The organism is Mycobacterium sp. NTMscope_MAC_269 (assembly GCF_976985695.1).
The window spans coordinates 1,169,291-1,184,353 of the sequence record NZ_OZ335668.1 but is presented as its reverse complement, the minus strand read 5'-3'; the positions used below and the strand labels follow the sequence as shown (position 1 = coordinate 1,184,353).

The following is a 15,063-nucleotide window of genomic DNA, read 5'->3' as shown; positions in this document are numbered from 1 at the left end:
CCAGAAACTGTCGGATTTGCGCTCATCTGAACGATTCCCGTTGCCCGGCGGGCGGGCACAAATAGCGCGGCTCAGTCATCAGCAAACTCGCAAAGCCGCGATTACCGCTCGGCGTTGTCGGGCAACGCCGCGGGAATGCGCAGGAATGAGCTGAGCAAACATCCGGACAGAGTACATCGCCCGCAAAGAGCTGGACAGCGTCGGTCGAACGCGGTGTGGAATCGGGCGACCGATGTTAAGCGCTCCTGTCAATTACGCGCCCAATTGTGGCGCTCCGTGCAACGCGGACCTCACGCCGCCTGCGCGGGCGCCTTCGGCGTCATCCGGCGACGGCTCCCGGTTCGCAGTACGGCGCCCCGAACTCGGTGACCGGACGGAACCCGCGTTTGCGTGCCTTTTCCGCGGCCCTGCGGATCAGCGCGTAGATCCCGACGAACGCCGCGTGATCGCTCATCACCAGGGGCGTCAGCAGACGATTGTGCACCAACGAGAACGCCACCCCCGAGGCGGGGTCCGCCCATCCGACCGAACCGCCCATCCCGACGTGGCCGAATCCGGGCATCACACCGCCGATCGGCAGGCTGTGATAGCCGAGGTGGAAAGCCAACGGCACGTAGATGTTTCGGTCCGGCCGCAGGCTGCGCTCACCCGTCAGGCTTGCCGTCAGGTCGCGAGAGAGGAATCGGATGCCGTCGACCTCGCCGCCGTTGGCGATGGCGCCGTACATCCGCGCCAGGCCGCGCGCCGTGGCCACCCCGTTGGCCGCCGGGATCTCGGCGTCGAGCAGCGGGGTGTCGCCCTGGACCGCGGCGACCATGCCCGGGAAATAAATCGCCCGGAACCCGCCGGAGAGTTCGTTGGCGACCTTGCGGGAGACGTAGTTGACGACCGAACTGCCCAGCAGGTTCTGCGGCGCGACGATCTCGGCGACCCGCGTCGGGCACCCGGCCGGCGGCCGGCCCAGGTACAGGCCGTCGACGCCCAGCGGTCCGGCGAGCTCCTCGCGAATCAGTGTGCGCATACCTTTGCCGGTCACCGCCCGGCCCAGACCCGACATTAGCCAGCCGAAGGTCAGCGCGTGGTAGGCGGATTTGCCGAGCAGCCGCCCGGGAGCCGCCGCGGCCAGTCGCTCCTCCATCGCAATGTGATCGAGGAGGTCGTCCTTGGTGGCGCCGCGCAGCCCCGAGAGGCCGGCCTGGTGCCGCATCACCTGCCGCACCGTCATGTCGGCCTTGCCGTTGGCGGCGAACTCGGGCCAGTACTCGGCGACGGGGGCGTCGTAGTCGATCAGCCCCCGGTCCGCGAGGCGGTGGATGACCGTCGCGGCCATCCCCTTGGTCGCGGAGAACACCATCGGGGCGGTGTTCTCCGACCACGGCCGCTGGCCGGCTCGGTCGGCAAAACCCGTCCAGACGTCCACGACGGGCTGGCCGTCGACATAGACGGCCAACGCCCCGCCACCGAACCGGCGGGCGGGAAACATGCTGGAAAAGCTACGAACGACGCACCCGAAGTGTGAGTCCGCCGCGCCGGACACACGGTGACCTGCGTCAAGGTCATCGTGGACACGGACCGCGCGGCGATTGACTCGGTTATCCACCGTCACACTTTGAATTTACTTGGATTACACAACCGGCAGGAGCGAAACCCCCGATTATTGACCGAACCGTTAACCCGACGCGGCCGTCAATATTTGCTGGGCCGCCAGGGCCGGGGTTAGCTCCCCCGCCTTGACCTTTCGCTCGACGTCGGCCCGGATTTTGCGCACCGCGGGGTTGGACGCCAGCCGGTCCAGCACGGTGTCGCGCACCATCTGCCAGGTCCAGTCGACCAGCTGGCCGCGGCGGCGCGCCTCGAACTCCCCCGCCTCGCTGAGCACCTGACGGTGACGTTCGACGGTGTCCCACAATTCGTCGAGGCCCGTTCCCTCGGCGGCGCTCATCGTGAGAACGGGTGGCCGCCAAAGGGTTTCGCGCGGATAGATCAACCTGATCGCCCCGGACAGCTCGCGCGCGGCGGTCCGCGCCTCCGGAAGGTGGTTCCCGTCGGCCTTATTCACCACGACGATGTCGGCCAGCTCCAGCACGCCCTTCTTGATGCCCTGCAGCTGGTCGCCACCGCGCGCCAGGGTCAACAACACGAAGGTGTCGACCATGTTGGCCACGGTCACCTCGGACTGCCCGACGCCGACGGTCTCGATCAGGATCACGTCGAAACCGGCGGCCTCCAGCAGCACCGACGTTTCGCGGGTGGCCTTGGCCACCCCGCCCAGGGTTCCCGACGTGGGCGACGGCCGGATGTATGCATCCGGGTGCACGGCCAGGCGCGCCATCCGGGTCTTGTCCCCGAGGATCGAGCCGCCGGTGCGCGTCGACGACGGGTCGACCGCCAACACCGCCACGCGATGGCCCAGCTCGATCAGATGCATGCCGAGGGCCTCGATGGTGGTGGACTTGCCCACCCCGGGAATCCCGGTGATGCCCACCCGGTGCGCGTTGCCCGCGTCCGGCGTCAGCTCCAGCAGCAGCCGCTGCGCCTTCTCCTGATGGTCTTTGCGGGTGGACTCCAGCAAGGTGATGGCGCGCGGCAGCGCCGCGCGGTCACCGTTGCGGACCGCCTCGGCGAGCTGCTTTGGGTTCATCGTTCCGACACCGCGAGACTGTAACTGGCAACGCGTTTCCCGAGTGGGGTCGTCGGTAGTTGCAGTTTCGCGGCCATTAGTCGAGCGTGTAGCCCAGCCGCTCGGCGAGCTTGTGCAGCAAGCCGATTGCGGCGTCGGCGATCACCGTGCCGGGCGGGAAGATGGCGGCGGCCCCCGCCTCGTAGAGCTCGTCGAAGTCGCCGGGCGGGATGACGCCGCCCACCACGATCATGATGTCGGGGCGCCCCACCTCTTTGAGCGCGTCGCGCAGCGCCGGCACCAGCGTCAGGTGACCGGCCGCCAGCGAGGACACCCCGACCACGTGCACGTCGTTGTCGGCGGCCTGGCGGGCCACCTCCTCGGGCGTGGAGAACAGCGACCCGACGTCGACGTCGAAGCCGATGTCGGCGAACGCCGTCGCGATCACCTTCTGGCCCCGGTCGTGGCCGTCCTGGCCCATCTTGGCCACCAGGATCCTGGGGCGGCGGCCGTCGGCCTCGGCGAACTTCTCGACGAGTTCGGTTGCGCTGGCCATGTTTCCGGCCTTTCCAGCTTCGTCGCGGTAGACGCCGGCGATGGTGCGGATCTCCGCCTGGTGACGGCCGTACACCTTCTCCAACGCATCGGAGATCTCGCCGACGGTGGCCTTGTGGCGGGCCGCGTCGATGGCCAGCGCCAGCAGGTTGTTGCCCAGCCCGTCCTCACCCGCACGGCCGTGCGCCGACGCCGCGCGCGACAACTCGGCCAGCGCGGCGTCGACGGCCTGCTGGTCGCGGCTTTCGCGCAGCTCCTTGAGCTTGGCCAGCTGCTCGGCGCGCACCCGGCTGTTCTCGACCTTGAGGACCTCGACCTCCTGGTCCTCTTCGACCTGGTACTTGTTGATGCCGATCACCGGCTGGATCCCGGAGTCGATGCGGGCCTGCGTGCGCGCGGCCGCCTCCTCGATGCGCAGCTTGGGGATCCCGTCGCTGATGGCCTGGGCCATGCCGCCGTGCTCGGCGACCTCGGCGATGTGGGCGCGGGCCTTCTGCGCGAGCTGATGGGTCAGCCATTCCACGTAATACGAGCCCGCCCACGGGTCGATGGGCCGCGTGGTGCCCGACTCCTGCTGCAGCACCAGCTGGGTGTTGCGGGCGATGCGCGCGGAGAAGTCGGTGGGCAAGGCCAACGCCTCGTCCAGGGCGTTGGTGTGCAGCGACTGCGTGTGCCCCTGGGTGGCGGCCATCGCCTCGATGCAGGTGCGGGCGACGTTGTTGAAGGCGTCCTGCGCTGTCAGCGACCAGCCCGAGGTCTGCGAATGTGTGCGCAGCGACAGCGATTTGGCGCTCTTCGGATCGAACTGGGAGACCAGCTCGCTCCACAACAGCCGGCCCGCCCGCAGCTTGGCGACCTCCATGAAGAAGTTCATCCCGATGCCCCAGAAGAACGACAACCGCGGCGCGAACTTGTCGATGTCCAGCTCGGCGTCCAGGCCGGCCTTGATGTAGTCCACCCCGTCGGCAAGGGTGTAGGCCAGCTCCAAATCCGCTGTGGCACCGGCCTCCTGGATGTGGTAGCCGGAGATCGAGATGGAGTTGAACTTCGGCATCTTGGCGCTGGTGTAGGCGAAGATGTCGGAGATGATGCGCATCGACGGCTTGGGCGGATAGATGTAGGTGTTGCGCACCATGAACTCTTTGAGGATGTCGTTCTGGATGGTGCCGGCCAGCTTCTCCGGCGGAACACCCTGCTCCTCGGCGGCCACCACGTACAGCGCCAGGATGGGCAATACGGCGCCGTTCATGGTCATCGAGACCGACACCGTCGACAGGTCGATGCCGTCGAAGAGCTGCCGCATGTCGAGAATGGAATCGATTGCCACACCGGCCATCCCGACGTCACCCTGCACGCGCGGGTGGTCGGAGTCGTAGCCGCGGTGGGTGGCCAGGTCGAAGGCCACCGACAGGCCCTTCTGGCCCGCCGCCAGGTTGCGGCGGTAGAAGGCGTTGGACTCGGCGGCGGTGGAGAACCCGGCGTACTGCCGAATCGTCCACGGCTGGTTGACATACATCGTCGGGTAGGGCCCGCGCACGAACGGCGGCTCGCCGGGGAAACTGTGCAGCGGATAGCCGTCGGCCTCGACGGCGGCGCGGTCGGCGGCGATGTAGACCGGTTTGACGTCGATGTCTTCCGGCGTATGCCACTGCAATTGGTCGGGGGTGTACCAGTGCGCGGCCGCGGCCGCGGCCACGTGTTCTTCGACGGCGGTTTCGGTGGCCGGCGCGATGGTCCGCTCGCTGTGCAGCGGCACGTCGGCGAAGCTGCCGACAGCAGGTGCAGTGGTCGTCATCCTAACTACGCCCCCAGCCTTGTGAGCAGATCCGACAGTGCTTCGACCGCATTGATTTTCGCGGTCAGGAATTGGTCCGGTTGGTGCTCGGACTCGGCCACGGCCTTCTCGGGCCCGGCCAGATAAACCCGGTCGATGCCGGCGCCGCGCGCCGCGTGTACGACGCCGGACGCCTCGTCCTGGTAGCGCTTGTCGGTGCCGCAGATGACCGCCACCGTCGGCGTCCCCGCCTCGGCCACGGCGCCCGCGACGCCCGCGGCGTCGACGGTTCCCGGGTTGATCGCCTCGATGCCCCCGGAGGCCAGCAGGTTCGAGGCGAACGTCGCGCGAATGTTGTTCTCGGCCAAGGGGCCCAACGGCAGCAACAAGGCCTGGGGGCGCGACCCGGTGCGGCCCGCGTAGGCGTCGGAGCGATCGCGCAGGGCTTCGAACTCCGCCGCGTACCGCACCAGCTTGCCGGCGGCCAGCGGCGAATACGACGAGTCGCTTTGCGGCAGCGGCGGTTCGGTGAGGTTGGGGAATTCGTTGACACCCGTGATCGCCGTGCGGCGGTGCGCGATGTCATCGCTGCGGCGGGCCGCGACCTCGCCGATCTGGCCGGCGACGAAGTCGACGGCCTCGGTGAATCCGCCGTGCGCTTCGATGGCCTGGAAATGCTGCCAGGCCTGCTCGGCCAGCCGGGCGGTGAGGTCCTCCACGAACCACGATCCGCCGGCTGGGTCCAGCACGCGGCCCACGTGTGACTCCTCGAGCAGCAGAAGCTGGGTGTTGCGGGCGATGCGGCGCGCGAAACTCGTTGCGATATCCGGGAATCCGCCGTCGATGGCCACGTCGAAGGGATACACCAGCAGGGAGTCGGCGCCACCGACGCCGGCGCCGAAGGCGGCCAGGGTGCAGCGCAGCATGTTCACCCAGGGGTCGCGCTGGGTCATCATCGGCAGCGAGGTCTCCGCGTGGATGACGGCCGCGCCGGAATCCGGCTCGCCGACGACCTCGGCGACCCGCGCCCATAGGTTGCGCGCCGCACGGAACTTGGCGATCGTCATGAACTGGTCGTCATCGGCGGCGAACCGGAAGCTGATCTGCCGCAACGCCTGACCGATCGGCATCCCCGCCTCGGTGAGCACCCGCAAATAACTCACCGCGGCCGCGACGCCGGCGGCCAGCTCCCACGTGGCGTTGGCGCCGAGGTTGTGGAAGGCGGGCCCGTCGACGGTGATCGCGCGCACCCCGGTGTGCTCGGCGGCCCGCTTGGCGACGGCGACCACGTCCTCGATCTTCGGAGCGGCCCGCCCGCTCAGCGCCGCGGTCAGCGGGTCGCCGGCGAGATCGATCGAAACGGTGGCGCGCTGGTCGGGTTCCACCTCGTCGGCCAGGGCCAACGCCACGTCGCTGGCCGCGGCGTACTCGGCGCCGGCTTCGAGGATCAGCAGCGCCATGCTCAGGTAGACACCCTGCAGCGTGTCGGCCAGCTGGTCGGCAGCCACGCCGGACTCCCCGATCCGCAGCACCAGGGCGCTGGCCCCGTTACCGAGCGCGTCGAGCACCGCGGAGTTGACGTCCTTGGCCGCGACGCCCGGCACCGGGGTGGCCGGGAACGCCTCGGCGACCCGCCAGCCGGTCTTGACGTCGCGCAGCGCGTCGCCGCCCCGCACGTAGGGCCACTCGCCGGGCAACGGCGGTTCGGCACGCTCGTCGAGCGCGGTGTAGAGCGCGCGGATCGCAACCCCGTCGTACGTGGGGGTTTCCAGCAGTCGTTCCGGCGCGTCCCCCAACTGCTCGGGGTCCTTCCGGGTGCTCTTGGCCAGCACTCCGGCGACCGCACTGCGCCAACGCCCGCGAACCTGTTCTAGGCCGGCGAGCTCGGGTACATCAATGGACACCGATTGCTCCCTTTTCCCAGCATTTGGGCTACAGCTTTGGGGATACCACTTAGCTATTGAGGCTAATTGATGGGAGCTCTCCGCTAAAAACCGCCAGGTGCCGCGCGCGGACCGGGATCTGGACGAAACGCCAGCCGCGGGCAACGCCCAATTCATCTGCGCCCCGTAACCTTGGATGCCGTGACGGGTTCCGCCACCAGCAAAATCACCGCGACGCTTCGCGATCTCTGCTGCGCCATGGGCGCGGCGGCGCGCAGCGTGTCCCGGTCGCGAATCGTCTGGACAGTGGTGGGCATCACAGCGCTGCTGGTGCTGGCGTCGTGGCTTCCGCTGCCCTCGCCGGTGCAGATGCGCGACTGGGCGCAGTCGCTCGGGCCGTGGTTCCCGCTCGCGTTCTTCGTCGCCCACATCGTCGTGACGGTGGTGCCCATTCCGCGCACCGCGTTCACGCTGGCGGCCGGGCTGCTCTTCGGCCCGCTGCTGGGCGTGGCCATCGCGGTGGTCGCGAGCACCGCGAGCGCGATGATCGCCCTGCTGTTGGTCCGGGCGGCCGGGTGGCGGCTGAATCGCCTGGTGCGCCATCGATCGATCGACACGGTGGAACAACGGCTGCGGCGGCGGGGCTGGCTGGCCATCGTCTCGCTGCGATTGATTCCCGCGGTGCCGTTCTCGGCGCTCAACTACGCCGCCGGTGCCTCGAGCGTGCGGGTGCTGCCGTACGCCTTGGCGACGCTGGCCGGGTTGCTGCCCGGCACCACCGCCGTCGTCGTCCTCGGCGACGCGCTGGCCGGACACCCCAGTTCACTGCTGTACCTGGTGTCGGCGATCACCAGCGCGCTGGGCCTGGCGGGCTTGATCATCGAGATCCGTCACTTCCGTCGGCACCACCGCCGCGCACACGATCGCCTCGACGACGAGGCCTCGCCGGAGCCGGCCACCATCAGCTGATCCACCAACTCTGCTGAGAGCGCCACGCGAGGCGGCAAAGCTCGATCTAATGGGGGGCGTGTACGCGCTGGAGTTCACCAGCTGGGGGGCGCCATACTCACCGGCGCGTACCGTCGCGCTCCCGCTCAGTGCCCTGGTGTTGGCGGTGCTCGCCGTGTTGGGCTTCCTGCCGAGCCGGGCCCAGCGGCGACGCAGGCCCAAGGCCCGCGCGTTCGCCGACGTATGGGCGCAGCGCGCCAAACTGCACACCACGCTGCTCATCGTCGCGGCGGTCTGCAGCACCGCCGCCCTGGTGGCGGCCGTCTGCCTGTCCCCCAAGGCCGCCAGGCCGGCGCAGCAGCCTCCCCCACCGCCACCGCCCACTTTGGCGCCGATCGATCTGCCCGCAGCCAGCGCCATCGGTCCGGGTGCGGGAATCTACGTCGACTATGCCGACGGATCCGGTGGAATGGGTTGCACCGCAGGGTTTTTGGTGCATACGAGCGGCGGTCAGCGCGGGATCCTCACGGCCGGTCATTGCAATCGTCCCGGTCAGCCGAGCAAGGTGACGATGAACCTGGGCGGGGTCCTCCCCTACACCACCCTGGGCACGTTCACCCGGACGATCAGCGAGGGGGTCCACGACGAACAGCACGACGTCGGCCTGATCACGCTGGACGGCGACAATGTTCCGCAGTCCTCGGCGGTCGCCGCGTCGGTGCCGGTCACCGGCGTCGCCACCAATCTTCAAGTCGGACAACAGTTGTGCAAATTCGGCATGGGTTCGGGCACTGACGCCTGCGGACAGATCGTGGAGATCACCGCCAGCAAGGTCGTGTTCCTGGCGAGCGGCCAATGCGGCGATTCGGGCGGCCCGGTGTACCTGTATGAGCGCGACGGCACCGTCAGCGCCGTCGGCATCCTCATCCGCGGCGGCGACCCCTACACCCCCAAAGCCGGGTGCGCGTCCCGCGCCAAATTCTCCGTCGCCGAGTTGGTGCGGCCGTGGCTGGACACGTGGCGCCTGACCGCGATCACGGCGCCGTCGTCCCCGCGCTGACGCGACCGTCCTTCTTCAGGTCAGCTTCAGGCTGACTTCTTACGGTCGCAGCGTGCAGGTAACCGAGAGGAGAGATGGGCCGAGTGCAGATACGACGAATGATCGCTGGATCGCTGCTCGCGGGCGCCCTTGGGATTGGCGCGGCGGGCTTCAGTGCGGCGGTGGCGAATGCGGATCCTCCCCCGCCGCCGCCAGGTCCGGGGCAGCCCTGGGGACCGGGGCCGGGCGGGCCGGGTGGGCCACCGCCACCGCCGGGGGGACCCATTGGGCCACCGCCCCCAGGGGGGCCCGGTGGACCATTCCACCCGCCACCGCCGGGGTTCTGATGCCGGCTGTGCGGTAACTGCGCCAAGCGGTGGCCGTCTCGATCGCACCGATCGGGACGGCCACCGACTCCTTTCGCCGCACCCTGGCTAGACAGCCTTCGGAGCGTGCCGCTACGAATCGCAACTGATGGGTAAGCAGAGTCGGAACCTGGCGCCTCCCTCGTGCGGCAAGCACGCCAGCTCCCCGCCGTGGGCGCGGGCCAGCGCCCGCGCGATCGCCAGGCCCAGCCCGGCGCCGCCGTGGTCGCGAGCGCGCCCGGCGTCCAAACGCACCAGCCGCTCGAAAACGCGATCCCGCTCCTCCTTCGGGATGCCCGGACCGGTATCGGTGATGGTGACCTCCGCGACGTCATCGTCGGCGCGAAGGTCGACCGTGATGGCGCCGCCCGCCGGCGTGTACCGGCGGGCGTTGTCGAGCAGGTTGGACACGATCTGCGACAGGCGGGTCGCGTCAACGTGAAGCGTCAGCGACGGTAATCCGGTGCGGCGCACCGTGATCTGCGGTGCCAGCATGGCGGCTCTGTCGACTTCGCCGTCGAGCACCGCGGCCACGTCGACATCGTCGCGCTCGAGTGCGAGCCCGGCGTCGATGCGGCTGAGGTCCAGCATGTCGGCCACGAGCCGTCCGGCCCGGCGCGCATCCGAGAACAACAGCGTCGCCCGGTGATACTGGCCGTCGTCGTGGTGTTCGGAGGCGCTGTTGGCGAGTTGTTCGGCGGCCACCTGTATGCCGGCGATCGGGGTGCGCAGCTCGTGGGCCGCGTCGACGAGGAATCGCCGGGTCGCCGTCTCCGCGCGCTGTGCGGTGTCGGCGGCGCGCTGGGCCCGGCGCTCGGACGTCTCCAACGCATCCAGCATCCTGTCGAAAGCGCTTGCGGCGCGGCCGAGTTCGGTGTCGGTGCGCTCGGGATGCAAGCGACGTCCTCGGTCTCCGGTAGTGATGGCGGTGGCCAGTGCCGTGAGCCGATCCAGCGGTCGCAGCGCCGCCCGGCTCACCGCGATCAGCAGCAGCGCCGCGATCAGCAGGGTCACCAGGCCGGCGGCGATCAACAGCCAACGCAGTTGGTGGGCGACCTGCGTCGTCTGCGTGGTGTCGGCGACCAGGATCACCCGGGAACCGTCGGGCATCGGGTGCACCACGGCCGTCGCCGTGGCATCCGGCGGAGGGCCCGGGGGTGGCGGTGGAAACGCATAAGGCGGGGGCGGATAGGGCGGGGGTGGATAGGGCGGGGGTGGCGGATAAAACGGTGGCGGCTCGACGGGCCCGGCGGTCAGCTCGGGACTGATCCCGCGGTCTCCATAGGCGGTGCCGTCGGCCGTGACGACGAGCGCGCGAATCCCGCCGCCGTTGAGTTCGGCCGCGATCCGATCGGGTGAGGTGTGCGCCGCGCTCAGCGCGTCGCTACGCGATGTCGCGGCGAGCAGCCTGTCGTGCAGATTGTGGCGGGTGAGGACACCCATCGTGACGTCGATGGTCACCCCGAGCACCATGAGCAGGACGGCCAGCAGCGCCAGCACCACCAGCGTCACGCGCCGTTGCAGCGACGGAGTCGGCGTCGTCGACGCGCCCGTCATGGCCGCTCGGGCTGGAGCCGGTAGCCGATGCCGCGAACGGTGTGCAGGATCCGCGGCCCGTGCGCCTCGAGCTTGCGCCGCAATCCGCTGACATGCACCTGCACCAGGTTGGGGTCGTAGGCGTCGTAGCCCCACACCCCGTTCAAGATCTGGGCGGCGCTGACGATCCGGCCCCGCTGCTCCACGAGAAACGCGAGCACGCGCAGCTCGGTGGCGGTCAGGTCCAGCGGGTGACCGTCGCGCGCCGCGACGCCGGCGCCGAGGTCCAGCGCGACATCGCCCACCTGAACCACCTGTGGCAGCCGGCCGCGCCGGCGCAACACCGCGCCGACCCGCGACACCAGCTCGGCCAGCTCGAACGGCTTGATGACGTAGTCGTCGGCCCCGCCGTCGAGGCCGCGCAGCCGGTCCGGCAGCCCGTCGCGAGCCGTGATCAGGACGATCCCGATGTCACCCCATTCGCGGATGACGTCGATGAGCGCGAACCCGTCGCGGCCGGGCAGCATCACGTCGAGCACCACCAGGTCGGGCCGCATCCCCTCGAGGTCCTCTTCCAGCCCGTCGCCGTCGCAGCGGGCGTCGGTGTGGTAGCCGACATCGGCGAGCGCCTCGCTGACCATCTCCCGGATGGTGTCGGAGTCTTCGACGACCAGCACCCGCGGTGTGCCGACGCTGAAGTGGCCGCCGCGCCCGGCGGCCGGGCGCAGGCAATCCGTCATGCCCACCATTGTCGGCGTCGCTGCTGAAACCAACCTGAAGGACCGGGTCGTTGTCACGCGGAGGTGGGCACAACATCGCTTCCGGGCTGCTGGTTTCTTCAGACCCACTTCAGATCCGGCTCCTACCGTCCGTGTCATGACCACAAACGACGACATCGATACCACTCCGCCGCCCGCCCACCAACCACCCGAGCGACGCCGACACTCCACCGGCGTGGTGATCGGCGCTGGGGTGGCGGGCGCGCTGGTGGGCGCGGTCGGCACCGTCGCGGCCATCGCCTTCGCCTGGATCATCAGCGTCGGGCCGCCCGGCCCGCCGCCGCCCCCCGGGCCCCCGCCGATGCTGTTCCACGGCCCACCGCCGATGGCCGGTCCGGGCGGTTTCGGATTCGCGCCGCCGCCCGGCCCGCCGGGACCGCCGCACGGCGCCTGGCCCGCCCCGCCGCACGAGGAGTTCCCGACGCCGCCCCCGCCGCCATCTCCCGCGGCGCCACGTCCCTAGCCCAACGTCAGCCAGCCTGCCGCCGTCGCGATGCCCGAAATCGTGACGGCGGCAGCCGTCGGGCCAGTACCGTCTCGGTTATTCACCGCCGACGACCGTGGAGACCCCCATGACATCGGAGAACACCGGGACGCGCCGCTTTCCCGCCGGCGTCGCCGTCCTCGCCGGAGTGGCCGGCCTGATCCTGGGCGCGCTGGCCACCTTCGCCGTCACCGGTCTCGTTTGGACGGTGCGCGTCGAGCTGCCCCCGCCGCCGTATCCGCCACCGTTGGCGCAGACGCCGGGGCCCGGGTGTGTGTACTCACCGCCACCATCGCCGTCGCCCGCGCAGGCACCCGCGCCCAGCGTCATGCCGCCCCTGCCGCCGCCCCCGCATCCCTGAGTGCAGGATGGGGAGGGTGTCACGAGATAATTCGTCCCCGCTTCCCGCTAAGGTCGCCGCGCGGCTGCTGCGGTCGCGCCCTCTGATGCGCGCACCGATCTGGATCTACAAAGCCCGTGCGGGCGCGCTGTTCGGTTCGCGCATCCTGTTGCTCGAGCACATCGGCCGCAAGTCCGGGGCGCCGCGCTACGCGGTGCTCGAGGTCATCGAGCATCCGTCGCGCGACGTCTACGTCGTCGCCTCCGGATTTGGCCGAAAAGCCCAGTGGTTCCGCAACATTCAGGCCAACCCTCGCGTGCGGGTCTACGCCGGCAGCCACGGGCCCAGACCCGGCGCAGCGCGTGTCCTCGACCAGCACGAGGCCGACCGCACGATGGCCGACTATCGGACCCGTCATCCCAAAACGTGGGAGCGGATGCGTCCGGTCCTCGAAGACACGCTCGGCGAGCCGATCACCGACACTGACACCCCGCTGCCGCTGGTCGAGTTGAAGCTGGACTAACCCCGGTCCGGACGGCCGGCCGGTTGGCTGCATACGGGAAGTTCGAGCACGACATAAGCTTCCCTTTATGGACAGGCTCGAGGTGCCAAGTGCCGAACTGCGGATGCTATCGGGCAAATGGCATTCGCAGACAGCCCAACTGCGCGTCACCCCACCGCCGAAGTCGGGGCTGTCGTGCCAACCGAGCGCGGCCGCAGTAAACGGCGGACATGCCGCCGTCGAGTTAGCTGCGGCAGGGCTGATCGACCGTATGACCGACGTTGCCACGAGAGTCGCCGCGGCGGATGCGGGTTATTCGGCCAGGGAGGCTATTTCGGCGGAAGCATTTTCAACGGTAGGCAGCCGAGGGGCGAACCGGTAGGCCATGTGCGCCGCTATCGCAGTACCAGACCTGTCTGAGCTCTTAGCCTGGCCGACTGAGCATCTGACGGAAGCAGCCGACCATTGGACACGAACGAGTGGCCAATGGTACGAGGTGTTCACCCAAACGTGGAAAGACAGCGTCAACATCGATTGGCACGGTGCCGGCGCCGATGCACTGCGCACCCGGACACATGTCGACAAACTCAAGGTGAGCAACATGGTCGACCAGTTGCAGGAGGCTGCCAGGAGGGCACGCGCTGGGGCCACTGATGTTTTTGCAGCCCGATCGCGCGTTCGCAATGCGGTCGCCGACGCCCACGAAGCAGGCTTCTTTGTCGACGAAGACCTATCAGTCATCGACGTATCGACCGGCGGCTCGTCGGCCTATCGGGCCATCCGCCAAGTACAGGCCGAAGCTCACGCAGCCGATATCTACCAACGCGCCGCACATTTGATCGGGACCGACGCGCAGGTCGCCAGCAGGATCAGCAACGCGATGGCTGGCATAAACGGCCCGTTACCCAAAAGCCCCTCGACCCCTACGCCACAACCATCTGAGTGCGCCGATCCGACTGAGTTGCTTCACGATTGGAGCGAGCTGATCAACGAAATAAACGAACACAACGAAAGAAGATATGACCCGTACGACCCAGTCGAAGTGGCCGCGTACGAAGAAGAATATCTGAATTTGAACGCGAAGTTACTGAAGCTTTCCAGCGAGCTGCTGGACTGCGGTATACCAACAACAATCACCCCGGCCCCGACGCCCACAGCCCCTCGGTAACGCACTTGAATACCAAACCTCAGTCTTGTGGCTTCGCGCCGAAGTGCGGCTCCTTGATCGCTCTGGGCAGGGCCATTCTGATCATCTGCGCCCTGCTCGTGCCCGCGTGCGGTCACGCGACCACGCCCGCCAAGACAAGCGCTACGGGCACAACTACTCGGAACGCCGAATCGTTGCTCGTCAACCTCGACGACGTACGCCACATCTCAGGCGCCGAAAGCCTGAACTCCGGCCCGGGCTCAACGGTTCAACAACCGCGTCGCTCCCATTCAAACCCACCGGGACCATGCCGGCCCGTCTTCGACCAAGAAGCGATTTTCGACGGCAAGTGGACCCAATTTCGTTCCGTGACGTACAACGGCGATGTCTACAGTGGCGCGGGGCAAGTTCAAGTTCGCGGCGTCGCCGATGTGGTCCAAGCCGTGGGCATTTACCCGGACCCAGAAACGGCGCGTGCCATCTTTGACCAGCTCCTCCCATCACTGACGGCCTGCGCCGCATTGCATGACAAGAACTACGAGTTCACCGTGGGCCGGCCCGATCCCGACACCGTGACCATGAATTCCAAGCTGTGGAAATTGATCTATCGCGTGAAGTCCTCGGTGCTGATAAACGTTGGAGCGCTTGGTCTCCCGCAATCAGAACAAACCGCTCAAACGATCCTTCAGACCATTACTGTTCGCGTGACATAAGGCGTTACCTTTGTCGACGGACTAACCCCGGTCCGGGCCCTTGACCGTCATCGCGGCGAACAGGGCCAAAAACAGCGCGGCGGGAAGACCATTGACGACTTTGTCGCGCACCCGGACGTGGGCGCCGACGGCCAGCACGAAGTACAGCGTCAGCATCGCAGTCGTCAACCTCGCCAGGACGGGGAAACGGGCGACCGACAGCAGGCCGACCGCGGCGGCCGCCTTCACCACGGGCAGCACGGGCCGCACGTTTTCCGGGACGCCGACGTCGTCGAGCGTCTTCCGGATCGGAGCCACCTGCACGCCGCACGCCACCGCGTCGACGGCGTGGAACGCGGCCAGGGCCGCATAGGTCTTCGGTGAAGTCAACGCACTCAT

General features: G+C 68.5%; 15 protein-coding genes. 7 read left to right on the top strand and 8 right to left on the bottom strand.

All coding sequences use genetic code 11. The features are described 5' to 3' along the window. Nucleotides 1–319: 319 nt before the first annotated feature. The 4 genes from lipL to mutA all read right to left on the bottom strand — a co-directional run bounded on the left by lipL (nt 320) and on the right by mutA (nt 6,853). Nucleotides 320–1,606, bottom strand: a complete 1,287-nt coding sequence (gene lipL / locus ACZ50Z_RS05960; RefSeq protein WP_464482704.1) for an esterase/beta-lactamase LipL — start codon at nt 1,604–1,606, stop codon at nt 320–322. A gap of 63 nt (nt 1,607–1,669) precedes the next feature. Then, nucleotides 1,670–2,641, bottom strand: coding sequence for a methylmalonyl Co-A mutase-associated GTPase MeaB (gene meaB / locus ACZ50Z_RS05955; protein WP_036456008.1), 972 nt, complete (start codon nt 2,639–2,641; stop codon nt 1,670–1,672). Between the two features lie 76 nt (nt 2,642–2,717). Further along, the gene (gene scpA, locus ACZ50Z_RS05950; protein WP_464482703.1) at nt 2,718–4,970 is read right to left on the bottom strand and encodes a methylmalonyl-CoA mutase; all 2,253 of its coding nucleotides are present in this window, start codon (nt 4,968–4,970) and stop codon (nt 2,718–2,720) included. Between the two features lie 5 nt (nt 4,971–4,975). Then, on the bottom strand, nt 4,976–6,853 hold the full coding sequence (gene mutA / locus ACZ50Z_RS05945) for a methylmalonyl-CoA mutase small subunit (protein WP_464482702.1): 1,878 nt from the start codon (nt 6,851–6,853) through the stop codon (nt 4,976–4,978). Nucleotides 6,854–7,033: 180 nt separating this feature from the next. Between mutA and ACZ50Z_RS05940 the strand changes: the two genes are divergently transcribed. Together ACZ50Z_RS05940 and ACZ50Z_RS05935 are read left to right on the top strand one after the other, a co-directional pair. Beyond that, nucleotides 7,034–7,801, top strand: coding sequence for a TVP38/TMEM64 family protein (locus ACZ50Z_RS05940; protein WP_464482701.1), 768 nt, complete (start codon nt 7,034–7,036; stop codon nt 7,799–7,801). Nucleotides 7,802–7,850: 49 nt separating this feature from the next. Next, nucleotides 7,851–8,840, top strand: coding sequence for a S1 family peptidase (locus tag ACZ50Z_RS05935; protein ID WP_464482700.1), 990 nt, complete (start codon nt 7,851–7,853; stop codon nt 8,838–8,840). Nucleotides 8,841–8,990: 150 nt separating this feature from the next. Here ACZ50Z_RS05935 and ACZ50Z_RS05930 read toward each other — a convergent pair whose 3' ends face one another. From ACZ50Z_RS05930 to ACZ50Z_RS05920, 3 genes are read right to left on the bottom strand one after another with little or no spacing between them, the layout of a single operon-like run. Next, the gene (locus tag ACZ50Z_RS05930; protein ID WP_464482699.1) at nt 8,991–9,230 is read right to left on the bottom strand and encodes a hypothetical protein; all 240 of its coding nucleotides are present in this window, start codon (nt 9,228–9,230) and stop codon (nt 8,991–8,993) included. Between the two features lie 47 nt (nt 9,231–9,277). Beyond that, entirely contained in the window at nt 9,278–10,741 is a 1,464-nt protein-coding gene (locus tag ACZ50Z_RS05925) for a sensor histidine kinase (RefSeq protein ID WP_464482698.1), read from the bottom strand. After that, entirely contained in the window at nt 10,738–11,469 is a 732-nt protein-coding gene (locus ACZ50Z_RS05920) for a response regulator transcription factor (protein WP_464482697.1), read from the bottom strand. Before ACZ50Z_RS05920 ends, ACZ50Z_RS05925 begins: the two co-directional genes overlap by 4 nt. A 127-nt stretch (nt 11,470–11,596) precedes the next feature. On the opposite strand from ACZ50Z_RS05920, the gene ACZ50Z_RS05915 reads away from it, so the two are divergent. From ACZ50Z_RS05915 to ACZ50Z_RS05895, 5 genes are all read left to right on the top strand, one after another. Further along, entirely contained in the window at nt 11,597–11,962 is a 366-nt protein-coding gene (locus ACZ50Z_RS05915; protein ID WP_464482696.1) for a hypothetical protein, read from the top strand. A gap of 109 nt (nt 11,963–12,071) precedes the next feature. Then, the gene (locus ACZ50Z_RS05910; protein ID WP_464482695.1) at nt 12,072–12,344 is read left to right on the top strand and encodes a hypothetical protein; all 273 of its coding nucleotides are present in this window, start codon (nt 12,072–12,074) and stop codon (nt 12,342–12,344) included. 7 nt (nt 12,345–12,351) lie between these two features. After that, a complete protein-coding gene (locus ACZ50Z_RS05905) occupies nt 12,352–12,846 on the top strand; it encodes a nitroreductase family deazaflavin-dependent oxidoreductase (RefSeq protein ID WP_464482694.1) in 495 nt (164 codons plus the stop codon). Between the two features lie 364 nt (nt 12,847–13,210). After that, nucleotides 13,211–13,993 carry a hypothetical protein gene (locus ACZ50Z_RS05900; RefSeq protein ID WP_464482693.1) on the top strand — a complete coding sequence of 261 codons (783 nt, stop codon included), beginning with the start codon at nt 13,211–13,213 and terminating at the stop codon, nt 13,991–13,993. A gap of 53 nt (nt 13,994–14,046) precedes the next feature. Then, nucleotides 14,047–14,685: a sensor domain-containing protein gene (locus ACZ50Z_RS05895; protein WP_464482692.1), complete on the top strand. Its 639-nt coding sequence runs from the start codon at nt 14,047–14,049 to the stop codon at nt 14,683–14,685. Between the two features lie 21 nt (nt 14,686–14,706). Here the strand turns inward: ACZ50Z_RS05895 and ACZ50Z_RS05890 are convergent, their stop codons facing one another. Then, nucleotides 14,707–15,063, bottom strand: coding sequence for a DoxX family protein (locus ACZ50Z_RS05890; RefSeq protein WP_464482691.1), 357 nt, complete (start codon nt 15,061–15,063; stop codon nt 14,707–14,709).